The sequence below is a fragment of the Pseudomonas sp. FSL R10-0056 genome, from assembly GCF_009600105.1.
Classification (GTDB): Bacteria; Pseudomonadota; Gammaproteobacteria; order Pseudomonadales; family Pseudomonadaceae; genus Aquipseudomonas; species Aquipseudomonas bubulae.
Genome location: NZ_WIWL01000210.1, coordinates 1 through 21,479 on the forward strand (window position 1 = coordinate 1; position 21,479 = coordinate 21,479).

The 21,479-nt window shown below is 58.3% G+C and carries 21 protein-coding genes and 1 pseudogene; 9 read left to right on the plus strand and 13 right to left on the minus strand.

All coding sequences use genetic code 11. The features are described 5' to 3' along the window. Both glcE and glcF read left to right on the plus strand, forming a co-directional pair. Nucleotides 1-569 (plus strand): annotated as a pseudogene (gene glcE, locus GHO42_RS20090) (glycolate oxidase subunit GlcE); the annotation flags it as partial. Nucleotides 570-572: 3 nt separating this feature from the next. Next, a complete protein-coding gene (gene glcF, locus GHO42_RS20095; RefSeq protein WP_095019879.1) occupies nucleotides 573-1,790 on the plus strand; it encodes a glycolate oxidase subunit GlcF in 1,218 nt (405 codons plus the stop codon). Here glcF and GHO42_RS20100 read toward each other — a convergent pair. Together GHO42_RS20100 and GHO42_RS20105 are read right to left on the minus strand one after the other, a co-directional pair. Continuing rightward, the gene (locus GHO42_RS20100; protein WP_368668085.1) at nucleotides 1,787-2,602 is read right to left on the minus strand and encodes an alpha/beta fold hydrolase; all 816 of its coding nucleotides are present in this window, start codon (nucleotides 2,600-2,602) and stop codon (nucleotides 1,787-1,789) included. The genes glcF and GHO42_RS20100 overlap by 4 nt on opposite strands. Nucleotides 2,603-2,710: 108 nt before the next feature. Further along, on the minus strand, nucleotides 2,711-3,604 hold the full coding sequence (locus tag GHO42_RS20105) for a LysR family transcriptional regulator (RefSeq protein WP_153328339.1): 894 nt from the start codon (nucleotides 3,602-3,604) through the stop codon (nucleotides 2,711-2,713). Between the two features lie 105 nt (nucleotides 3,605-3,709). Between GHO42_RS20105 and GHO42_RS20110 the strand changes: the two genes are divergently transcribed. Genes GHO42_RS20110 through GHO42_RS20125 form a run of 4 tightly spaced genes read left to right on the plus strand, consistent with a single transcriptional unit; the run spans nucleotide 3,710 to nucleotide 6,901 of the window. Further along, on the plus strand, nucleotides 3,710-4,390 hold the full coding sequence (locus GHO42_RS20110; protein ID WP_133145169.1) for an RraA family protein: 681 nt from the start codon (nucleotides 3,710-3,712) through the stop codon (nucleotides 4,388-4,390). Beyond that, complete coding sequence (locus GHO42_RS20115; protein ID WP_095023352.1) at nucleotides 4,390-5,052, plus strand: RraA family protein; 663 nt, start codon at nucleotides 4,390-4,392, stop codon at nucleotides 5,050-5,052. Before GHO42_RS20110 ends, GHO42_RS20115 begins: the two co-directional genes overlap by 1 nt. Further along, nucleotides 5,052-5,690, plus strand: coding sequence for an RraA family protein (locus GHO42_RS20120; protein WP_095000122.1), 639 nt, complete (start codon nucleotides 5,052-5,054; stop codon nucleotides 5,688-5,690). Before GHO42_RS20115 ends, GHO42_RS20120 begins: the two co-directional genes overlap by 1 nt. Beyond that, entirely contained in the window at nucleotides 5,687-6,901 is a 1,215-nt protein-coding gene (locus GHO42_RS20125; protein ID WP_146540910.1) for a pyridoxal phosphate-dependent aminotransferase, read from the plus strand. The genes GHO42_RS20120 and GHO42_RS20125 overlap by 4 nt, the downstream gene beginning before the upstream one ends. A 144-nt stretch (nucleotides 6,902-7,045) precedes the next feature. Here the strand turns inward: GHO42_RS20125 and GHO42_RS20130 are convergent, their stop codons facing one another. From GHO42_RS20130 to GHO42_RS20175, 10 genes are all read right to left on the minus strand, one after another. After that, nucleotides 7,046-8,515 carry an efflux transporter outer membrane subunit gene (locus GHO42_RS20130; RefSeq protein WP_095019875.1) on the minus strand — a complete coding sequence of 490 codons (1,470 nt, stop codon included), beginning with the start codon at nucleotides 8,513-8,515 and terminating at the stop codon, nucleotides 7,046-7,048. Between the two features lie 31 nt (nucleotides 8,516-8,546). Further along, nucleotides 8,547-10,589, minus strand: a complete 2,043-nt coding sequence (locus GHO42_RS20135; protein WP_218576011.1) for a MacB family efflux pump subunit — start codon at nucleotides 10,587-10,589, stop codon at nucleotides 8,547-8,549. Nucleotides 10,590-10,647: 58 nt separating this feature from the next. Further along, entirely contained in the window at nucleotides 10,648-11,775 is a 1,128-nt protein-coding gene (locus GHO42_RS20140; protein WP_153328337.1) for an efflux RND transporter periplasmic adaptor subunit, read from the minus strand. Between the two features lie 406 nt (nucleotides 11,776-12,181). Next, the gene (umuC, locus tag GHO42_RS20145; RefSeq protein WP_095018511.1) at nucleotides 12,182-13,462 is read right to left on the minus strand and encodes a translesion error-prone DNA polymerase V subunit UmuC; all 1,281 of its coding nucleotides are present in this window, start codon (nucleotides 13,460-13,462) and stop codon (nucleotides 12,182-12,184) included. Continuing rightward, nucleotides 13,452-13,880 (minus strand): LexA family transcriptional regulator, encoded by a 429-nt coding sequence (locus tag GHO42_RS20150; RefSeq protein WP_095000117.1) that lies wholly within the window; start codon nucleotides 13,878-13,880, stop codon nucleotides 13,452-13,454. The genes umuC and GHO42_RS20150 overlap by 11 nt, the downstream gene beginning before the upstream one ends. Nucleotides 13,881-13,985: 105 nt before the next feature. Further along, complete coding sequence (locus GHO42_RS20155; RefSeq protein WP_178114935.1) at nucleotides 13,986-14,480, minus strand: GNAT family N-acetyltransferase; 495 nt, start codon at nucleotides 14,478-14,480, stop codon at nucleotides 13,986-13,988. 11 nt (nucleotides 14,481-14,491) lie between these two features. Continuing rightward, the gene (locus GHO42_RS20160; protein WP_095018509.1) at nucleotides 14,492-14,929 is read right to left on the minus strand and encodes a GNAT family N-acetyltransferase; all 438 of its coding nucleotides are present in this window, start codon (nucleotides 14,927-14,929) and stop codon (nucleotides 14,492-14,494) included. A gap of 4 nt (nucleotides 14,930-14,933) precedes the next feature. Continuing rightward, nucleotides 14,934-15,419, minus strand: coding sequence for a DUF2867 domain-containing protein (locus GHO42_RS20165; protein WP_095000115.1), 486 nt, complete (start codon nucleotides 15,417-15,419; stop codon nucleotides 14,934-14,936). A gap of 45 nt (nucleotides 15,420-15,464) precedes the next feature. After that, nucleotides 15,465-15,860, minus strand: coding sequence for a GFA family protein (locus GHO42_RS20170; protein ID WP_095000114.1), 396 nt, complete (start codon nucleotides 15,858-15,860; stop codon nucleotides 15,465-15,467). Beyond that, nucleotides 15,860-16,507, minus strand: coding sequence for a class I SAM-dependent methyltransferase (locus GHO42_RS20175; protein ID WP_095018508.1), 648 nt, complete (start codon nucleotides 16,505-16,507; stop codon nucleotides 15,860-15,862). Before GHO42_RS20175 ends, GHO42_RS20170 begins: the two co-directional genes overlap by 1 nt. A 147-nt stretch (nucleotides 16,508-16,654) precedes the next feature. Here GHO42_RS20175 and GHO42_RS20180 point away from each other — a divergent pair, with 147 nt between their 5' ends. Genes GHO42_RS20180 through GHO42_RS20190 form a run of 3 tightly spaced genes read left to right on the plus strand, consistent with a single transcriptional unit; the run spans nucleotide 16,655 to nucleotide 20,440 of the window. Further along, nucleotides 16,655-18,073, plus strand: a complete 1,419-nt coding sequence (locus tag GHO42_RS20180) for an FAD-binding oxidoreductase (protein ID WP_095018507.1) — start codon at nucleotides 16,655-16,657, stop codon at nucleotides 18,071-18,073. 52 nt (nucleotides 18,074-18,125) lie between these two features. Further along, entirely contained in the window at nucleotides 18,126-19,064 is a 939-nt protein-coding gene (locus tag GHO42_RS20185) for a LysR family transcriptional regulator (RefSeq protein ID WP_153328335.1), read from the plus strand. 47 nt (nucleotides 19,065-19,111) lie between these two features. Beyond that, nucleotides 19,112-20,440: an MFS transporter gene (locus GHO42_RS20190; RefSeq protein ID WP_095000110.1), complete on the plus strand. Its 1,329-nt coding sequence runs from the start codon at nucleotides 19,112-19,114 to the stop codon at nucleotides 20,438-20,440. Between the two features lie 9 nt (nucleotides 20,441-20,449). On the opposite strand, the gene GHO42_RS20195 is transcribed toward GHO42_RS20190, so the two are convergent. Further along, nucleotides 20,450-21,478 (minus strand): LLM class oxidoreductase, encoded by a 1,029-nt coding sequence (locus tag GHO42_RS20195; protein WP_095019872.1) that lies wholly within the window; start codon nucleotides 21,476-21,478, stop codon nucleotides 20,450-20,452. Nucleotide 21,479 lies beyond the last annotated feature (1 nt).

Below are 21,479 nucleotides of genomic sequence, written 5' to 3' on the forward strand. Positions count from 1 at the left end.
CCGAAGTGTCACTCAAGGTGCTGCCCAAGCCGCGGCAATCCCTGAGTATCAGCCTGGAACTGGACACGGCGCGAGCCCTGCTGCGCCTCGCCGAATGGGGCCGGCAACCGCTGCCGATCAGCGCTGCCTGCCACGATGGCCAGCGCCTGCACCTGCGCCTGGAGGGTGGCGAAGGCTCGGTGATGGCGGCTCACGAACGCCTGGGCGGCGAGCGCCTGGACGCTTCGTTCTGGACACGGCTCAACGAACACCAATTGCGCTTCTTCGATGAGGGCCAGCCCCTCTGGCGCCTGTCCTTGCCCAACAACACCCCGGAACTTGAGCTACCCGGTGAGCAGTTGATCGATTGGGGCGGTGCCCAGCGCTGGCTCAAGTCGGATGCTGAGGCGAGCTTTATCCGCACGGTCGTAACCGAGGTCGGCGGCCATGCCACCTGCTACAGCCACGGTCTTGTCGACAGCCCGTTCCAGCCGTTGCCGGACGCTCTGATGCGCTACCAGCGTAGCCTCAAACAACAACTCGACCCGCAGGGTATTTTCAACCCCGGGCGCCTGTACGCGGAGCTTTGAACCATGCAGACCACGTTGAGCGAACAGGCCCGCCAATTGCCCCGCGCCGGGGAAGCTGAACGCATCCTGCGCAGTTGCGTGCACTGTGGTTTCTGTAACGCCACCTGTCCGACCTATCAGTTGCTCGGTGATGAACTGGACGGCCCGAGGGGGCGTATTTACCTGATCAAACAGGTACTGGAAGGCAATCAGGTGACGGAGAAAACCCGACAGCATCTGGACCGTTGCCTGTCTTGCCGCAATTGCGAAACCACCTGCCCCTCAGGCGTCGACTACCACAACTTGCTGGACATTGGCCGGGCAATGGTTGAGGCCCAGGTACCCAGATCGCTCGGGCAACGCTTGCTGCGTCAAGGGCTGCGCAGCGTCATACCGAATGCGGGCCGGTTCAGGTGGCTACTGCGCAGTGGTCAGATCTTGCGCCCCTGGCTGCCCGCACGCCTGCAAGACAAACTGCCAGGCCAGGTCCCTACGCCCGGGCTGCGACCTACCCCCCGCCATGCCCGGCAAGTACTGCTGCTCGAAGGCTGCGTGCAACCGAGCTTGTCACCCAACACCAACGCAGCAGCGACCCGAGTGCTGGACCGATTGGGCATCAGCGTGATTCCTGCCCGAGAAGCCGCTTGCTGCGGTGCAGTGGACTACCACCTGGACGCCCAGGCCGCAGGACTTGATCGCGCCCGGCGCAATATCGATGCCTGGTGGCCGGGGATTGAACAAGGGGCCGAAGCAATCGTGCAAACCGCCAGCGGCTGCGGTGCCTTTATCAAGGATTACGGCCACCTGCTCGGCAACGACCCGGCCTATGCCGAAAAAGCTGCCAAGGTCAGTGCGCTGGCCAGGGATCTGGTTGAAGTGCTGCGCGACGAGCCACTGCACACCCTCGGTGTGCACAGCAATCAACGGCTGGCGTTCCACTGCCCCTGCACCTTGCAGCACGGGCAAAAACTCGGCGGCGCGGTTGAAGGCATTCTCACCCGGTTGGGGTTCAACCTGACCGCGGTGCCCGACAGCCACTTGTGCTGCGGCTCGGCAGGCACTTATTCGCTGACCCAGCCCGAACTGTCCCGGCAACTGCGCGACAACAAACTCAACGCACTGGAAAGCGCGCACCCCGAGGTTATTGTCACGGCCAATATCGGCTGCCAGGCACACCTCGACAGTGCAGGCAGAACCCCGGTGCGGCACTGGATCGAGCTGGTGGAGGCGGCGTTACCCTAGCCTGAAATTGCCCCATAAAAATCCGCCATGTGCTGCCACATCGCAATCGGGTTGGAATACATCGGGAAGTGGCCGCAAGCCGGGATCTGCCCCAGGCGTACGCCGTGAGCCGCGATATGCGGCAGGTAGGACAGTGACGCGTTCTGGTCGCCAAACATAAACATCTTCGGGCACGGCAAGCCGAGAAACTTGCCCATCAGGTTGGCGTTATCGGACAGCTCGACCATCGATTCGAAAATCCCCCGCACCGCTTGCACACGCACCTTGTGCCTCAGGTTCGCGGCATACAGGGCACTGGCATAGGCCGGGGCATGGCGGGCACGCTCGATAAAGGCCGTAAAAAACAGCTCAGGATCATCACTCGGGCAGTCGATGATCTGACGGCTGAGAAAGCAGTCCTCGGGGGCAATATTGCCTTCGATATTGACAAAACTGAGTACCCGCTGCGGGAACTGATGGGCCAGCATCAGGGCGGTCAACCCGCCCATGGAATGGCCCACCAGATGGAAGCGTTCGATGCCGAAATGCTCGAGCACTTGCAGCGCCGTTTGCTGCAAAAAAGGGATGGAAACCCGGGCAAGATCACTGCACCCGCTGTCACCACACCCCGGCGCATCGTAGGCCAGAAAGGCATGCCCGGCGAACTCCGCACGCAGCGCGATATCGGCATAGTCTTCCTTGCTCGAACCGAAGCCATGCAGAAAGACAATCGGTGCCAGTTCCCCTTCTCGGTGAAGAGCGGCAATAGTCAAGTGCACACCCTCTACCTCCAGCGGCACTTGGGTATGGGCAAAGGTTGCGGGTACGGGCACGGGCATGACTCCTGAAGCGTTAAGGCGGCGGACCAATGTCAGGCACATCGGCCCTGGTGTAAATGCCTAAGGCCAGAAGGTTTACATAGGCCAAACCTATCAAAAACATCATGCCTTGGCGCTTAAACGAGCAATGATCGCCTCTATCAGCGGGTTCGACCGATTGGCATTCCACGCCACGGCAGTGGTCACCACGTTGAGCTTTTCGCTCAGTGCACGGAATACCACATTGGCGGGAGCCAGCTTTTTCAAGGACGCAGGCACCAGCGCAATGCCCTGGCCATAGCTGACAAAGGCGATTTGTGAGGCCACGGAACGCACTTCGTGCAACACCCGCGGGGAAAAACCGCTTGCCCGGCAGGTGGCAATCAGATTGTCGAAATACACCGGGCTGACCTTGCGCGAAAACATCACCAGAGGCTCATTGGACAGGCTGGCCAGGCTGATGCGCGTGCGCGCTGCCAGCGGGTGATCACTGGGCAGGGCCAGCATCAGGCGGTCCTCCAGCAGCGGCAGTGACTGGATTGAGTCCCCCAGATCACCGTCCAGACGGGCAAACGCCAGATCAATATCCCCCGCCTCCAGCGCCGGCACCGCTTCGACGCTGTCAATTTCCCGCACCGAGACGGTCAAGTGCGGGTAATCCTCCTTCAACCCCTCGATCAGGCCCGGCAGTACATCAAACATGGCCGTGGAAATTGCGCCAATGGTCAGCATCCCCGACTGCCCCGCCAGCGCTTCATCCACGGCCAGCTCCAGACGCTCCAACTGCTCGGCGAACTTGCGTACGGCCGGCAGAATTGCGACCCCCACCGGCGTCAGCTTGGCACCGCGCCGCGAGCGCTCGAACAGTTTGACCTTGAGCGCTTGCTCCAGCACCTGGATCTGCTCGCTCAGCGGCGGCTGGGACATGCCTAGGCGCTTGGCGGCGCGGCCGAAGTTCTGCTCTTCGGCGACGGCCAGAAAGAGCCAGAGGTGACGGATAAGACGGAAATTGATCATGGTTTTTCCATAGGTTTAACGTATCCAAAGCTTACGTGAACAGGAATATACCTATCAAACAGCCTCGCCGACACTGAGCACCTACACCACCACTGAGGCTGCGCGATGACGCTCAAAAGCACGACCGAAAGGACTGTACTCCAGCGTCTGGCGGCACTGGACAGTAATACCGTGTCCGATGCGCTGGATTTTCTTGGTCTGGCAGGGGCCACTGTGGGGCTGCGGCCGCTGTGGAACTGCCCGCCGATCGTTGGCCGTGCCAGTACCGTACTGTTGGCCGCAAAGACCGACACGGTGCCCAGCGCCCACCTGATCACCCCGGTGGTCGAACACATCAACACGGATGATCGGGTGCTGGTGATCGCCGGCGGTATCGAGGGCATCTCTTGCTGGGGCGATATCCTTGCCAATGCGGCGCTCGCCAAACAGGTGCGAGGCACCATCATTGACGGTTGCAGCCGCGATATTGATGGCAGTGCGGCAATCGGTTATCCGGTTTACGGCCGTGGCGTCACCATGATCAGTGCGCGCAATCGCGTGATGCAGATAGCGGCCGCCGTGACCATCGAAGTCGCCGGGGTCAATGTCAGCGAAGACGACTATGTGATCGCCGACAACTGCGGCACGGTGTTTGTGCCCCAGGCCCATATCGCTCAGGTCGTCGATCTTGGCGAACGTATCGCCCGGCGTCAGCAAGTCATGCTCGACGCAGTACGCAGTGGTCGCTCCGTAGCCGAAGTCATGCATGACAGCCAGTTTGAAGCCATCCGCACGGAGCACGTCTGATGAACCCTGAAGATCAAGCACTGGTCGCCCTGTTTGAGGGCCTGGACACGCCGGGGGTTTCCGATGCCCTGGACAAGCTCGGCCTGCCCGGCCAATGCCTGGGCGTGATGCCGCTGGGCAACTACAGCAGGGTTATTGTCGGGCCGGCATTCACGGTGCAGTACGTCCCGGCCAGCGTGCCTGCCGGGACCGTGGGCGACTTTATCGAGCAAGTTCTGCCCGGTGACGTAGTGGTGATCGACAATGCCGGGCGCACCGACTGCACCGTATGGGGCGACATCATGACCCAGTACGCCGGCAGCCGAAACATCGCTGCCACGGTTATCGACGGTGTTTGCCGTGACGTGAACAAGGCGCTGGGAGACGGTTATCCGATCTTCAGCAAGGGCCGCTTTATGCGCACCGGCAAGGACCGTGTCCAGGTGCAGTCGATCAACCAGCCCGTTTCCATTGGCACCGCCCGCGTCTGTGCCCGTGACATCGTGGTGGCCGACGCCAATGGCGTAGTGATCGTACCCCGCGCCCATGCCGCACAAGTGGCCGCCTGTGCGCGGCAGATTGAAACCGTCGAAGCGCAAATCCGTACCTTGATCAGTCAAGGCCAGACCCTTGCAAGCGCCCGCGCTGCACTGGGCTACCACAGCCTGCAGAGGAAAGCCTGATGAGCACACTCGCCCTGCCCCTGAACTACCACGAACGGGCCAGAATCCTCGGCAGTTCGACCCTGTATGAGGCATCACACCTGGCCTGTGCCGTGGACAGCGGCATCCGCCCGATCTGGGATGGCGCCTTTATCGCCGCGCCGGCGTACCCGCTGCAATGCGCTCCTGGCGATAACCTGGCCCTGCACCTGGCACTGGAACAAGTGCCCCGCGGCAGTGTGCTGGTAGTGGGTACCGGTAATTTTATTGCCGGTTACTGGGGCGAAGTCCTTACCGTAGCGGCACAGGCAGCCGGTGTGGTCGGCCTGGTCATCGACGGCGGGGTACGTGATATCGCGGCCTTGAAGGCGCGCCGGTTTCCGGTATTTGCCCGCGGCATCTCGGTCAGAGGCACCGTCAAGGCCAGCGCCACCTCGGTAGGCCAGGCTTTCAATTTCAACGGCGCAGAGGTGGCGCCGGGGGATCTGCTGGTGGCTGACGACGATGGTGTGATCATCATTCCCAAGGCACACGCCGCACGTACCTTCGCCGAAGGCGAATCCCGTGCCGACAAGGAAGCCCATATGATGCAGGCACTGACTGAAGGCCGCTCCACGCTCGAACTGATGAACCTGACTCACTGGAGACACCGCCCATGAGCAGCGATATCCAGCGGCTCAACCGGCACCTGGCAAGCGCCCTGCCCTCGGCCACCTATCGGATCATCGACCGTGTTGCAGAGCGCCGCGCCCAAGGCGCCACGATCATTTCACTGTGCGCTGGCGAACCGGACTTCGATACGCCCGAGCCTGTGCGCGACGCTGCAATCCGCGCCATAGGCCAGGGCCACACCCGCTACACCCAGGTCGCTGGCGCACGTTCACTGCGAGAAGCGGTGGCAGCCAAATTCCGTGGTGAAAACGGCCTGGATGTCGGCTGGCAGGACACCCTGGTCTGCAACGGTGGCAAACAGGTGATCTACAATGCCCTGGCCGCGACCCTCAATGAGGGAGATCAGGTCATCATCCCGGCGCCTTACTGGGTCAGTTATCCCGAGATGGTTCAGTTATGCGGCGCACAAAGCTGCTTCGTGACCTGCCACGCAGCGTCCGGTTTCAAGCTGACCGCAGCGGCACTGGCAGCGGCAATCACCCCGCAAACGCGCTGGCTGATCCTCAACTCGCCCTCCAACCCGACGGGGGCGGTGTACAGCCGCGACGAGCTGGCGGCACTGGCCGATGTGCTGCTGGCCCATCCTCATGTATTGATCCTGGCGGATGATATCTACGAACACCTGATCTTCGATGATCAGCTGTTCCATACCCTGGCCCAGGTTGAACCACGCCTGGCAGCGCGCACCCTGACCATGAACGGCGTGTCCAAGGCCTACGCCATGACCGGCTGGCGTATCGGTTTTGCCACAGGCCCGCGCTGGCTGTTGCAAGCCATGGAAACATTGCAAGGCCAGCAGACTTCGGGAGCCGGCTCAATCTCGCAGCAGGCCGCTCTCGCCGCTCTGGAAGGCCCCAAGGACTTTATCCACAGCAGCCGTATCGCGTTCCAGAAGCGCCGCGATCTGATGGTCGACCAGCTCAATAGCATACCGGGCCTTGAATGCACCAGCCCGGCAGGCGCCTTCTACGCGTTCGCCTGCTGCGCCGGACTGATCGGCCGCACCTCGCCCGCAGGCAGGGTGCTGTCCACCGATGAAGACGTGGCCCTGGCCCTGCTCGACGAAGCCGGTGTAGCCGTGGTGCATGGCAGCGCCTTTGGCCTGGGGCCCTATATCCGTATTGCCTATGCCCTGGATGACGCCGTGTTGCGCCGGGCCTGCGAGGCGATCAGGAGGTTTTGCATGGCTGTGCGCTGACGTGCAGCAGGATTGGCCGGCCCCGGAAAACATTAAATTCAATTAAACGCATGGCTTGAGTTGAAACTCACACATCAACCAGGCCTGCGAGCACTTAACGCACACAGCCGGCAAATAAACCTGAAGCACCTGCCCAGGTACCTTTCATCGCAAGGCATCAGCGCATCCATCACCGCAGCCGCCACCGATAGACTGATGAAACTTGACCATGGCAATCAACCGATCAGTGCGACTCTTACCCAGTCGCAGTTCGATACTGCGCTTCGCATCCTGTTGATCCAGCCATTCTTTTATATTCGACTGCCCAAGGCGATAGCGTATTTCAGCAATGCGCTCTGCCCGGGATGAAGATTCATGGGCACGGGCCAGGTAGAGCCCCTCATCGGTGAGCTGTTTATAGGCCGACAGTGAGTTCTCAACATCCTGCAGTGCATCAAGCAACTGCTTTTTGTATAACTCGATACTCTCCTGGTACGTTGCTTCGGCGATTTCAACTTGCAACTTGCCTTTATTGAACTCAAAAAACGGAAGCAGTAAATCTGCCGTAAAAAAACCCACCGGATTTCGCAGAATATTTGACAGTTCGCGTGTCCCTCCTCCAGTGATACCTGCCGTAAGATTCACTGCCGGATAGAGGTTTCTTTGCTGGATCTCAATATTGCTGAAATGAGCGCGCAACCTGAGTTCAGCAGCCCTCATGTCGGGTCGCTGGCTCAGAATGTGGGCAGGTATCTCCGACCGTAGCGCTGTAGACGGTTGAGTCGGAACTGGACGAATCTTGATCGTGTCATCCCATCCCATAGGCGACGCCAATAAAACCAACAAGGCATTGCGGCTTTCTTCACGCTGTTGAAGCCGCCCTGTTTTATCGGCCAGCAGTACACTTAACTGTTGCTCTGCCTGAATCGACTGAAGACGCCCCTCCTGCCCAACGGATTCACCCAGGCGTGCCAGCTCAAGGATTGAACGGGCGCTGGCAATGCTGGTGTCGTTAATTTCAATGCTTTCATTCAAAAACGCTAATCGCCAGTACAGCTCCATTGTTGTACCGATCAGTTGCATCGCGATGTGCTCACGATCCTCCCGGGTCGCCATGGCTTCCCAGGCCGAGATATCGCGAGCCTTTGCAAGACGCCCCCATAAATCCAGCTCGTAGCTCAAGGAGAATGTGCTGGTAAAAGCCTTTTGTTCCGAACTTCCTCTGTTCAGTTCCTTGCTACTGCTCAGTTTGAATCCACTTGATACATCTGGTGTTAAATTCGTCCTGACAATACCCGCTTGTGCCTCTGCCTTTTTGACCCTGTATGCAGCCGCTGCCAGGTTATTATTATTGCGCAGTACACGTTCCACTAGAGCGTCCAGGTCAGGGTCCTGAAATGAGCGCCACCAATGCTGTGTCTGCTTTATATCTTTACCCTCAGGTAATGCATTACGCCATTTTGCAGGCAGCGCCAGTTGTGATTTGACAGCGTTCACATCGGGCAGATGAGTGCTACAACCTGCCAACAGCATCACGCTACAAAACACAGCAGGGTAATATCTAGTAATCACAATGATATTCTCAAGAACATTGGAGCGCAGTGTTGACTGCGTCCAGTAAGGCATCGACTTCATGTTGAATGATTACGATGGCAAACCCATTGACTTACGCCCGGGACAAAGCCTCGACAGGATCCAGCCTGGCGGCATTTCGAGCAGGTATATAACCAAATACAAGACCAATAACGGTAGAACTTGCAAACGCTACCATGAACGACCAATAAGAAAATTTAAGCGGAAAATCAGTTTGTAATCCGCCTAAAATTTCCCCGGCAAGCAGGGCCAGCAAAAACCCAAAACCACCGCCAAATATGCACAGCAAACAGGATTCGCTGAGAAACTGCTGCATGATATCTCGTCGACGGGCACCGAACGCCATACGAACGCCTACTTCATAGGTTCGCTCTGCTACTGAGTAAAGCATCATATTCATCAAGCCAATTCCTCCAACCAGGAGAGAAATCGATGCGACCGATATGCTCAGCACGTTCAAGACTCTGGTAGCACTGGTCACCGACCGGAGTATTGAGTCTGCAGAACTTGTGAAAAAATCTTTGCTGCCGCGTTTGAGTTCCAAAAGACGATTGATATTACTTTCGGCCAGTTCGTTTGAAATCCCACCAGCCACGCGCACTACAATGCTCTCAAGAAATGACTGACCCGAAATACGTGACATCAACGTGGTATAAGGCATATACATCTGCAGAACAGGCGCCTCACCAAATGAAGACGGTGTATTCTTGATAACCGCTATGACGATTGCCGGCATCGGGCCTACCAATATGACTTTTCCAATCGGGTCCTCCCAGCTCGGGAAAAGTCTTTTGCGCATATTTTCATCAATGACTGCAACTTGCGCCTGCCGTTTAACATCATCACTGGAAAAAAAAGTACCTTGCGCAAATACCTCGCCTCTCACCCTGGCAAACGCTTCACCGACACCCAATACCTGAGCTGAAAGGTTGGCGTTTTTTGATGTAATGGTGGCTGTCGCAGAAGTGACCGGGGAGATGCTGTCAACGTAGGGAAGTGATCGCAGATAGTCCACATCAGATTCACTCAGCGCTTTGTTTGAACCCTTGTAGATATCACCCCAGTCCTTCCCGGAGTAAATATCGATGGTGTCAGCACCCAGGGCGCTGATCTCTTGAACTATGCGGTCGCGTGCACCCTCACCCAGGGCAATAACCGATGAAACCGCAGCAATGCCGATGACGATTCCCAGTACCGTCAATCCCGCATGCAAGGGCTTTCTGACCAGCCACGAAAAAGCAATTTTAATTGCCTCCACCCAGCCTGACAGCATGTTTATCGAGGAGCCCTGTGCAGGTTTCAACCCGGGCCCCCCTCGCGGCCCTGCCGTTGACGAGGCAGGGTGATTGCCTGTATCCGAAGAGATGCAGCCATCCTGAATATGAATCAGCCGCTGCGCATATGAAGCAATGTCATTATTGTGCGTAACAATAATGACGGTATGCCCTTTTGCATTCAGTTCACATAAGGCGGCCATCACCTCCTCACCGCTCTTGGTATCCAGCGCACCGGTCGGCTCATCGGCCAATATGATGTCGCCGCCATTCATCAGTGCACGCGCAATGCTGACACGCTGTTGCTGCCCACCTGACAACTGTCCCGGAAAGAAGTGCAAGCGGTCACTCAACCCAAGACTGTTCAACAGCATTTGTGCGCGTGCACGCAGTGTTTTCTTCTCCCCTTCGACATAAAGGCCTGGAGACAAAACGTTTTCTTCAGCATTCAGGTGGCCCAGCAAATGGTAGCGCTGGAATACGAATCCGAAAGTGCCCCTGCGCAAATCTGCCAACTCATTATTCGTCAGACGGGTCACACTCCGCCCGTGCAGGATGTATTGCCCTTGCGAAGGCGGGACAAGGCACCCCAGAATATTGAGAAGGGTCGATTTTCCCGAGCCCGATGTCCCGACAATTGCAACCATCTCACCTGCACGGATATTCAGGTTGACGTCTCGTAAAGCCTCTGTAGATGAATGACCATTGAAATAGCTCCTGCTGACATTTATCAATTGGATTAATGGCGCGGATAAGCTCAGGTTTTCCTCTGGCAGGTTGCCAGGCTTTACGGCATCCTTCGTGGGCCGAGTTCGAAACTTTATTTTCCTGAGACATTCCATACACTACCCGACAAATAAATATTAACAATGACTCCCACAGCACAACGTCAATCAACGCCTATTCGATAATGACATTGTCGCCTAGCTCAAGCCCCGACTTAACTTGCACATGCGTATTGTTTCGCAGACCGATCGCAATGGATCTTGCAACCACTTCTTTCTGCTCCGTCAATATACGCACTTCATAAAGATTGCCCGCAGACTGCTTTTTTCCGAGAGCGGCTAAAGGAATTGCCATTACCTGGCCAACGCTTTCCTGAGTGATTTTAACGTTGGCTGTCATCAAAGGCTTGAGCAGACGATCAGGGTTATCAACTTCAAACGTAGCATTGTAGTAAACAGGAACATTGGACGTTGCATTGGGCTTTGAGAGTTCTTTGCTGTCAGTAACGACGGACTCCGGCAGAAGTTCAACGGCAAGAATTTTCGATTCGAAAGACAGCTCCGGTGCACCGATCACGGTAAAAACAACCTTTTGCCCCTCCTGCACTCGTACAATATCCGACTCGGATATTCTGGCCTTGACTGTCATCCTGTCCATATTGCCCATAATCAGAATGGTCGGTGATGTCTGGGCGGACACAATTGTCTGGCCCTCTTTAGTCACAATAGCGATGATTTCGCCATCGGCAGGCGCCTTGATTTTCGTATACCCGAGATTAGCCACTGCGCTATCCATCTCGATTTGAGCCAAATGAATCTGGCTTTTTAGAACGAAGACTTCAGCCCGGGCATTTTCCAGCTCCACCTCGGCTTGCTCAAGGTCTCTTTTTGCGCTGGCATCTGCCTGATACAGCGCTTGCTGGCGGGTAAATACCCTCTCTGCGCGCTGGCGCGCTTTTTCCTTGGCCTTTTGCTGTGCCAGTACAAGATCGCGGCTGGCTTTCGCCTTGCTCAAGGCATTTTCCTGAAGCTCCGGATCAATCTCCACTAATACCTGGCCTTTTTTGACCTTGTCACCCAGTCGCACATGGATTGTTTTAACTTGACCATTAACCTGCGCGCCGACATCGACCAAGCCCGTTGCGACTATCGGGCCTGTTGCCAAAACCAGACTTTCCATGTCGATTTTCGTTACTGGCGCAACGATATGGCTCACTTCATCAGACCGATCAAACAACCCATAAAATGCAAAAGAAGATAATGCGACCAGCCCGACAACAAAAACAATCCATTTAAATCGCATAAGTGAGCAACCAATACAATGCAACTGTGTTTATCATCTTTAATCCTGACCTTGCCTGATAGCAGGCACGTACCTGCATCTGCTTTTTTGACTTTTCTTGATAGTCTTGATAGCCCGCCACTCTTGCAATTAAAACCAGTGCCTGTTCGGCAATGGGTATAACAGGGCAACACCATTAGTACAGCATCAGTACTAACATTCAACTGCCAGGAGCAAGCGCAAGAATAACCCCACTATTAATTCAGGGTTTTCCTACCTTGATTTTTCTTGAGTCTTCAACAAGCAAACCAGCAGCACACGACAGCCCAGTGTTCTGAGCAGGCCATATGTTTGAACTTCACACACCGGATCTCCACTTTGCGCGTACAGTTCACTGCCCACAGTTCTGCACAATCAACGGCCGTATTTATCGGCACGAAACCTGCCAAAGCTGATCCACCCGCGTCGTATAACTCTGGCTCATCATCTCCCGGCGCATCCCCCAGTCGGGTTTGCCCGGCACGCTGGCGGCCCGTAACGTGCCCCTGCCCCAGCGGCCATTGATGGCATCCAGTACCGCCATCACCCGTGAAGCTTCTGCCGGTTGATTGACGGCAAACAGATCGTCGGAAAACTCCCCCGGCTGGCGCAGGTCGAGCAACAACACTTCGGCCTTGCTGTATCTGAAGCCGGGCTGAAACACATGCTCCAGAGCATCCACCGCTGCTCTGGTGAGTAACCGCACATCATCGGTAGGATAGGGCAAGGTCACCACCACGCCCTTGGCGTACTTCGCCTCGTCCGGGTTGAACATGCCGGTACGAATGCTGACCCGGACTTTTTGGCAGTATGACTTTTGTGCCCTGAGTTTTTCCGAGGCACGCATCATATAGGTGGCTACGGCCTCCTTGATCGGTGCCAGCTCGGTCAGGCGCTTGCCAAACATGCGGCTGCAGCAGATCTCCTGCTTGGGCGGGTCGGGCTCGTCCAGGGCCAGGCAGGATGTACCGTTCAATTCACGGGCCGTTTTTTCGATCACCACGCTGAATTTTTTGCGCAGCGACCACGGGTCCGCTTTGGCCAGGTCCATCGCTGTGCGAATCCCCATACCTTCAAGATGCGCGGTCATGCGTCGGCCAACGCCCCAGACCTCCGACACCGCGGTATTGCGCAGTACCCAGTCACGTTCATGGTCGCCACACAGGTTCACCACGCCCCCCGTGTGGGCCTGCAAGCGCTTGGCGGTGTGATTCGCCAGCTTGGCCAGGGTCTTGGTATGCGCGATGCCGACCCCCACCGGAATGCCCGTGCATTGCAGGATGCGACTGCGCAACTGACGGCCCATGGCGGTGGCGTCAACGATACCGCTCAGGTCGGCAAAGGACTCGTCGATGCTGTAGACCTCGACAGCCGGCAACATCGCCTCGATCAGGCTCATGACACGCTCGCTCATGTCGCCATACAACGCATAGTTGGACGAGAACGCCACAATCCCCAGTTGCTCGAGCCGATCCTTGATCTGGAAATACGGCTCGCCCATTTTCACGTGAGGCTTGGCGTCATAACTGCGGGCGATCACGCAGCCGTCGTTGTTGCTCAGCACCACAATGGGCACCTTGGCCAGGTCGGGCCTGAACACACGCTCACAGCTGGCGTAAAAACTGTTGCAATCGATCAGGGCAAAAACCGGCGCAGGCTTAGTGGCCATGGCTACGCACGGTATAGGTAATCACGCCCCAGACTGTCAGTTCATCACCTTCGAGTACATACCGGTCCGGATACTTCGGGTTTTCGGATTGCAGCACAACGCTCTTGCCACGCAGGCACAGACGTTTGCATATCGGCTCGTTATTGAGCAGCGCCACCACCACATGGCCATGCCCGGGCTCGATAGCACGGTCCACCACCGCCAGATCCCCTGAGAAAATCCCCACACCCTGCATACTGTCGCCGTCGATGCGCACCAGATACACATGGGGCGCACGGATACCGAGCAGTTCATCGAGGGAAATTTCCTTCTCGATATGATCCGCCGCCGGTGACGGAAACCCGGCGGGGACTTTGAAGGAGCAAAGTGGCAGGCGAACGCCATCTTCAGCAATGGGACCCAGGGAAGTGAAGCTCATGACGCACGCCTTACGATAACTGTATGAACATACAGTAAACTGCGTAGGATCATTCTGGTCAATTTTTCTGACAGATATTTCGACGAGAGGAGTGTGTAGCCGATTTCAGGGGCTGTCTGGAGTCACAACCCAGCACATCGTCTGCAACCTGATAGAGGGATGACTTGCCAAGGGTTCCCATTCATCCCTGAACCTGAACCCTTGCTTCAGGTAGAAGCTGGCAGCTCTTGCGTTGTCCGGGGCTACCTCGAGATAAACGTACTCATGCCCGCCCTGCAGCGCCCGGGTCTTGACTGCGCCAACCAGCCGGGCGGCCACATCGGCGCCGCGCACGCCGGGCTCGACCCACATGCCGATCAAGTTATAGCGCCGGTTTTCGCTCACCCCGGCACCGATCATGCCCACCGCCTTGCTGTCCTCGATGGCCAGCCAGAATTGCGTCCCCGCCCCTGAATCAGCGCGCTCTTGCCACTGCTCGTCGGTGTAACTGGCCGCCGTTTGATAGCTCACGCCAAATGCCGTCGGGGCATCCAGAAGCGCTGCCAGGCGAACCTGCTTCAACAGCATCCAGTCACTGGCTTGCGTCAATCGAATGTGCATACCCTTCCCTGCTACGTCCGTGATTTTTCAAAACGAACATCACCTTCAGGCAAATTCGCCACCGCCTGCCAGCCAAGGTGCCGATAAAAACCGCTGGCACGGCTGTTTTCAGCGGTCTCCAGCCAAATCGTGGGGTGATGCTGAAACAGAAACGCCTCGGCCTTCGCCATCAGTCTGCGACCCAGCCCGAGCCCCTCGAATTCGGCCAGGACAAATGCGGCAAAGACACAGCCATCCTCGGCATCGGCCATGGCAAACCCCACCGTAACACCCTCGACCTCGGCCACCCAGATACAGGGAGCGGCTTCCATCGCCTGGCCTATGGCGTCAGGGGTAATGCCCATTTCAGTTAACTGTTGGTGAGAAAGAGGGTTCTCCCTGACGCGGGTACGGATGACAAAAATTGTCGGGATATCTGCCTGATTGGCAAGTCTTATGGCTATGTTCATAAATTCAGGGCTCCATCCCTTGCAGCTTGCGCTTCAGGCGCTTGAGGTAGCTGTTGACAATAAGTTTGTGCGCCGGCCCCACCGGCAGCATATACAGACGGCCAAAGGTGTTATGGGTGACCACAGAGGAGGTGATTGTCAGTACCCGATCAGCCATCGACACACAGGTCATCACATCCAGATGCCGGTCACGCTCGGTCAGCACCAATACCTCGGGGGCGCTGTGCTCTACCAGAAAGAAATCCAGGTAGTCGCCTGCCTGCACGGCCTCGCGCCGGGTACCGGAGAAACCGCCAATGCGCTTTACGCCAAATAACGAAGAAATCCCGTCTCGGGTTCGAAACGCCAGGCGCATCAGCGGCCCCTGCCCGGCCGTCATCAGGTTCCAGGCTTGCAGCGCCGTGATCTGCACAGGCAGCAGCACCGATCTGCTGTCATGGTAATCAAGCTCGGGCAGCGGACGCAGGGTATGAACAGATGCACGGGTCACTAACGGTTATCTCCCTGATAAAAGTTAAATAATGCCACTGAAGCCCTAGCGCCCCGGCTGCCATTGCGGGTAGACCGCAAGGTCTTCATGTTCAAGCCATGGGACATCATGCTCAGCCCAGATATGGTATTGCGGGCGATCGCCCGGGTCCTCGTCCAGGGTCGCAACACGAACAATCACAGCCGCGGCTGTGTCACGTTCAGCCACAAGGTGACAACCGCACAGCGAGCAAAAGCGCCGCAGCTTGCCGGGGGAAGACTCGTAGTTGCTGAGCTTTTCCTGCCCCCTCGTCCAATGGAAGTGCTCACGCAAAACACCGGCCGTGGTGACAAACGCAGCAGCATGGGTTTTGCGGCACGACTGGCAATGACAATGGCTTACAGGCAGGTCGATACGATCAATTTCATAGCCAACGGCACCGCAGGCGCAACTTCCCTTCATCACAGGCTCCTTTGTTCAGTACGGTATTTATCGTCGCCTTGCGGCTTGCTGGCAATGATATCGAAGCGGTGCCAGGCGATGTCCCCCTGCAAACTGGCACCCGGTTGCTCGAATTCGCGCAACAGATGCAGCTCAAGATTACCGCACAGCAAGCGCGCCTGCGCTTCGGTCTGAAAGGTCATATGGGCAAGTGCCGCCCAGCCGTGCCGCTCGCCAAACAGATGGCCGACAAATACACCACCCGGTTCAAGCGCCGCAGTAACAAGCCGCCAAAGGGTTTCAAAATAGTCTGGCCGACAGAACGGCAAGGCGAGACCGGCATGGATCAATCTGGATGCAGGTAACTGCGTCAGCTGTTCAAAATCGCAGGCCAGGGTCGCCAGCCGCCCACCGCTGACACCTTGTGACAATGCAGATGTTCGCGCAATGGCGCCGGCTTCGCGGTCAATGGCCAGTACGTCCCAGCCTGCGGCCAGCAATTGCCGGGTTTCCATTCCGGCCCCACAACCCAGGTCCACGGCCTGACGTGAACCCTCATTCGCGCTGATCAGGTTCAAGGCCCTACTCAGCAAGGGCGATTGCCCGCGCTGTTCACTTGCCTGGTAATAGGCTTCCCAGTCACTCAACTCAAGTTCCTTCTTGATCATTACGCCTGTCACAGGCCATCTCAAAAACAGATGGATCCATCTGAATTCAGCACTACGAGTGTGTACCCAAGGCTGCCTAAGATAAGTCATAACTCCCTGATAATGCCGCCGCGTTTTACGCGGTGCACAACAACCGGAGATTGTCTGATGACCCATCCTGCTGCCTGCGAACACCCGCCCCTGGCCGAATCATTGCGCGAGGAGCTGGGCCAATTGCTCGGCACCCGCTTCTCCACCTCGGCCAGCGTGCGCGAGCACCACGGCAGCGATATTTCCGCACTAGACCCCATGCCGCCGGATGCCGTGGCCTATGCCAACAGCCTTGAGGATATCGTCAGTATCAGCAGCGCCTGTTATCGCCACGATACGCCGATGATCGCCTATGGCAGCGGCACCTCGCTGGAAGGCTGGCTGCAAGCCTCCCACGGTGGCGTCAGCATTGATGTCTCGGGCATGAACCAGGTGCTTGCCATTCGCGTTGACGATATGGACGCCACTGTACAACCGGGGGTGACCCGCAAACAGTTGAATGCGGCGTTGCACGGCACCGGGCTGTTTTTCCCTATCGACCCCGGGGCCGATGCGTCACTGGGCGGCATGGCGGCGACCCGTGCTTCCGGGACCAACGCCGTGCGCTACGGCACCATGCGCGAAAACGTGCTGGCCATGACGGCAGTGTTGGCCGACGGCCGGGTGATCAACACCGGCGGGCGGGCGCGCAAGTCTTCCGCCGGCTATGACTTGACCCATTTACTGGTCGGCTCGGGCGGGACGCTGGCGACCATCGCAGAACTGACCGTCAAGTTGCACCCGATTCCTGAAGCCATTTCAGCTGCCGTGTGCCGCTTTCCCAGCGTGGATCTGGCCGTACGCGCCGTGATCCAGATCATCCAGCTCGGTGTGCCGGTCGCCCGCATTGAACTGCTCGATGCCTTGACCATGCGCGCCCTCAACGCCTACAGCAGCACGCAGTTGCGCGAGGCGCCGTCGCTGCTCTTTGAACTGCATGGCTCTGAAGCCGGCGTGAAAGAACAGATCGAGACCGTGCGCATGGTTGCCGATGAACATCAGGGCATGGACTTCGAGTGGGCCGTGCATCCGGAGGATCGCAGCCGTCTGTGGCAGGCCCGGCATGACGGCTACTTCGCCGCCCTCGCCCTGCGCCCCGGTTGCCGCGCCCTGACCACCGATGCCGTGGTACCGATTTCACGACTGGCCGAGTGCATTGAAGCGACGGCAGCGGACCTTGCGCAAAACGGCTTTCTCGCACCGATTTTCGGTCATGTGGGCGATGGTAACTTCCATGCCGTGATCCTGGTCGACCCGCACAACCCCGACGAAATCGAACGCGCCGAAGGCGTGGCCCATCGCCTGGCCGAGCGGGCCATTGCCCTGCAGGGCAGTTGCACCGGCGAGCACGGCATCGGCTTGACCAAACAGCACTTTATGGCCGTTGAACACGGGCAAAACGCCGTGGACGTCATGCAGTCGATCAAGGCGGCGCTCGACCCGAAACAGCTGATGAACCCCGGCAAGATATTCCCTCGAGGGCGCTCTGCAGGCTGACCCGCGGTACCATCACCGGCCCGCATATCCGAGTCCTGCAGGAAGCACCGCAATGGAAATCCGCCAGATCAAATACTTTGTCGCCGTGATCGATTGCGGCAGCCTGTCCAAAGCCGCCCGCCAGGTGCATGTGGCGCAATCGGCCTTGAGCAAGCAGATGTCGGCGCTGGAGGACGATCTGGGGGTTCAGTTGTTCCATCGCAGCCACAACGGCGTAGTCGCCAGCGAGGCCGGCAAGGTCTTCTACGAATACGCCCAGGGCATGCTCAAGCATCTGAGCGATGCCCGGGCTGCCGTCAGCAGCAGCCCCGACTCGGTCAGTGGCTCGATTATCGTGGCGCTGCCGCAAAGCGTCGCCACCCTCCTTGCCATGCCGCTGATGCGCGCCGTGGCCGCCCGTTACCCGCAGGTGGCATTCCATCTCAACGAAGAGCTGACCGGCAACGTCATGGACCAGTTACTGCACGGGCGCATTGACCTGGCCCTGTTCAGCGCCATCGACCTGCCCCCGCAAGTGTTGTTCAGCGCATTGATCGAAGAAGATTTTTACCTGATCCACCGTGCCGATGCCGCCGACGCCCCCGCTGCCGGTGAGGTTTGCCTGGCGCAGGCGCTGGCCCGGCCGCTGGTATTTCCCAGTCAGGCCCACAGTCACTGCACCCGCACGCTGGTCGAGCACGCGGTAAAACAGCACGGGCTGGCCGTGGGCGAAATCGTCATGGAGGTCAACTCCGTGCATATCCTCAAAAGCGCGGTCGAGGCCGGTATCGGTCACACCATCATGCCGTTGAACCTGGCCGTGCGTGAAATCGATGACGGTCGGCTGGTGGCCCACCGCATTGCCGCTGACGGCTTGACCCGAACCCTGGGTATCTGCAGTTGCGCTTCGATGCCCGCCAGCCATCTTAAAACCCTGATCAGTGAGTTGATCCGCGAAGTCGTGCACGCCATGTGCGCGTGCGGCGAATGGCCGGGAGGCCGTGCGCGCTGATCGGTGATTGCACACCTGCCCCTACAACAACAAAAAAGAGGCTCCAGATGAACACCCTACCGCCACCCCCTGCTGACATGCCGGACCATGCACTGCATTCGGCCTACCGCAAAACCGCCTGGCGAGTCATTCCGTTGCTGATGGTCTGTTATCTGGTCGCCTACCTGGACCGGGTCAATGTGGGCTTTGCCAAACTGCAGATGCTTGATGACCTCAAGTTCAGCGAGGCGGTGTACGGGCTCGGTGCCGGGGTGTTTTTTGTCGGCTACCTGATGTTCGAAATCCCCAGCAATATCGCCCTGCACAGGTTTGGCGCCCGGCGCTGGATCGCGCGGATCATGATGACCTGGGGCCTGCTGTCAGCGGCCATGATGTTTGTCGAAACCCCCATGAGCTTCTACCTGCTGCGCTTTTTGATCGGCATTGCCGAAGCAGGCTTTTTCCCGGGGATTATTTTCTATCTCACCACCTGGTTTCCGAGCCATCGCCGGGGCGTGATGATTTCACTGTTTATCGCCGCCCTGCCGATCTCCAGCATGCTGGGCTCGCTGATTTCCGGCTTGATCATGCAAACCCTCGATGGCGTGGCAGGGTACGCCGGCTGGCAATGGCTGTTCGTGATCGAAGGCTTGCCGGCGGTGGCCCTGGGCGCCGCCGTGTTCTTTCTGCTGCGCGACCGGATTGCCGACGCCCGCTGGCTCAGCGCCGAAGAAAAACGCGGCATGCAGGCGGCGCTGGATCGCGAAACCCGTGCCAAATCCCACCACTCCGTACGCGATGGTCTGCTCAACCCGAAAATCTGGCTGCTGGGGGCGGTGTACTTTTGCCTGGTGCTGGGCCAGTACGTGATCAGTTTCTGGATGCCGACCATTATCCGCAACAGCGGTGTCGCCGAACCCTGGGCCATTGGCGTGTTGAGTGCTATTCCCTATTCCGTGGCCGCGGTGAGCATGGTGCTGGTGGGACGCAGCAGCGACCGTGTTCGCGAGTATCGCTGGCACCTGGCAATCTGCGCCTTTATCGGCGCTGGCGGGGTGGTATTTGGCACCCTGTTCGGCGCCAGCCTGTGGCTGTCAATGATCGGCCTGACCGTCGGCACAGCAGCTATGATCAGCAGCTTGCCGGTGTTCTGGGGCATGCCTACCGCGGTGGTGGGCGGTGCAGCCGCCGCTGCGGGGATCGCGCTGATCAACTCCCTGGGCAATGTCGCCGGATTTTTCAGCACCATTGTGGTCGGCTGGTTGACGCAGTTGACCGGCAACACCCAGGCGGCAATGTACTTTATGGCCGGCGCGCTAGTGCTCGGCGGGCTGCTGGGCCTGAGTGTGTCACGCACGCGCAGTGACCCGGTTGTTGAGATCAAGGCAGTGGCCTGACAGGTGCCTTCACCATGCTGGCCCGACACGGCCCGGCCCCTGATGGGAAGGAAAATGCGGCAACACGTGCTCTGCCAGCTCCTGTATGACCTCTGCCGCAGGCCGCGCCGAAAACTGGATACCCAGGGCCGCATGGTTGACCCCTGCTGCTTGCCATTCACCCAGCAGATCAATCAGGCCATTGCGCCCGGTGCGCAACACATAACCGTCCTGTAAAGAGGTGCGGGGATAATCGGGATCATCAACCAGGTCGAGCCATTCATTGGTCATGTGCGGCCTGAACCCGCCGTCCGGGATCAACTGGCGCCAGGCCCGGATCTTTTCGCCCAGGCGTTGCGGCCCTGCGCGGTCGTGGGTCGATTCGGGAAAGGTCAGCCAGCCATCGGCATGCTCGCCAATCCAGGCCAGTGACTGACGGGATGAACCGGTGACCATCAGGGGGATGGCACCCGCCACGGGCCGGGGCAGAAATTCGGCTCCGGCCATATGCCCCAGTGCCGAATCGATAACCGGCGCACGGGCCTGCATCAGTTGGCGGAAATACGTCACGCTCTGGGCAAACCGCTCACCCCGCCGGGCGTGCTCCAGACCATAGGCGGGAAACTCAATGGCCCGGTCTCCCGAGGCGATACCCATGACCAGGCGCCCGTTCGACAACTGATCGATGGTGGCGCTGGCCTTGGCCAGATCTATGGGATGGCGCAACGAAAAGATTGCACTGCCGGTTGCCAGCGCAATCGAGCGGGTGTGAGCCGCCAGAAACGCCAGGTAGGTAAAGGGGTCGAATACTTGCCCCGCATCACCGAAGGCAGGATCGAACAACGGCACGTCGCGCACCCAGACTGCGGCAAAACCATATCGGTCGATGTCGCGAACCCGCTCGCCCTGCCCGGCCAGTACCGCCATGTCGCCCTTGTAAAAGCGCAATGGCAGAAATATCCCGAGGGTCAGCTGATTGGCCGCGAACATGCGCCGATAACCGCGGTGGCTGGCAAATGCGGGCGACGACTGGCCTGTGGCCTGATCTGTAGTGTTCATA

Coding starts and splice junctions, on each gene's coding strand:
- GHO42_RS20110 (WP_133145169.1), top strand. CDS start 3,710: ATGACGCTCAAAAGCACGACCGAAAGGACTGTACTCCAGCGTCTGGCG.
- GHO42_RS20150 (WP_095000117.1), bottom strand. CDS start 13,880: ATGAGCTTCACTTCCCTGGGTCCCATTGCTGAAGATGGCGTTCGCCTG.
- GHO42_RS20155 (WP_178114935.1), bottom strand. CDS start 14,480: ATGCACATTCGATTGACGCAAGCCAGTGACTGGATGCTGTTGAAGCAG.
- GHO42_RS20175 (WP_095018508.1), bottom strand. CDS start 16,507: ATGATCAAGAAGGAACTTGAGTTGAGTGACTGGGAAGCCTATTACCAG.
- GHO42_RS20130 (WP_095019875.1), bottom strand. CDS start 8,515: ATGAAGTCGATGCCTTACTGGACGCAGTCAACACTGCGCTCCAATGTT.
- GHO42_RS20120 (WP_095000122.1), top strand. CDS start 5,052: ATGAGCACACTCGCCCTGCCCCTGAACTACCACGAACGGGCCAGAATC.
- glcF (WP_095019879.1), top strand. CDS start 573: ATGCAGACCACGTTGAGCGAACAGGCCCGCCAATTGCCCCGCGCCGGG.
- GHO42_RS20180 (WP_095018507.1), top strand. CDS start 16,655: ATGACCCATCCTGCTGCCTGCGAACACCCGCCCCTGGCCGAATCATTG.
- GHO42_RS20105 (WP_153328339.1), bottom strand. CDS start 3,604: ATGATCAATTTCCGTCTTATCCGTCACCTCTGGCTCTTTCTGGCCGTC.
- umuC (WP_095018511.1), bottom strand. CDS start 13,462: ATGGCCACTAAGCCTGCGCCGGTTTTTGCCCTGATCGATTGCAACAGT.
- GHO42_RS20170 (WP_095000114.1), bottom strand. CDS start 15,860: ATGAAGGGAAGTTGCGCCTGCGGTGCCGTTGGCTATGAAATTGATCGT.
- GHO42_RS20195 (WP_095019872.1), bottom strand. CDS start 21,478: ATGAACACTACAGATCAGGCCACAGGCCAGTCGTCGCCCGCATTTGCC.
- GHO42_RS20190 (WP_095000110.1), top strand. CDS start 19,112: ATGAACACCCTACCGCCACCCCCTGCTGACATGCCGGACCATGCACTG.
- GHO42_RS20125 (WP_146540910.1), top strand. CDS start 5,687: ATGAGCAGCGATATCCAGCGGCTCAACCGGCACCTGGCAAGCGCCCTG.
- GHO42_RS20135 (WP_218576011.1), bottom strand. CDS start 10,589: ATGGAATGTCTCAGGAAAATAAAGTTTCGAACTCGGCCCACGAAGGAT.
- GHO42_RS20115 (WP_095023352.1), top strand. CDS start 4,390: ATGAACCCTGAAGATCAAGCACTGGTCGCCCTGTTTGAGGGCCTGGAC.
- GHO42_RS20160 (WP_095018509.1), bottom strand. CDS start 14,929: ATGAACATAGCCATAAGACTTGCCAATCAGGCAGATATCCCGACAATT.
- GHO42_RS20140 (WP_153328337.1), bottom strand. CDS start 11,775: ATGCGATTTAAATGGATTGTTTTTGTTGTCGGGCTGGTCGCATTATCT.
- GHO42_RS20185 (WP_153328335.1), top strand. CDS start 18,126: ATGGAAATCCGCCAGATCAAATACTTTGTCGCCGTGATCGATTGCGGC.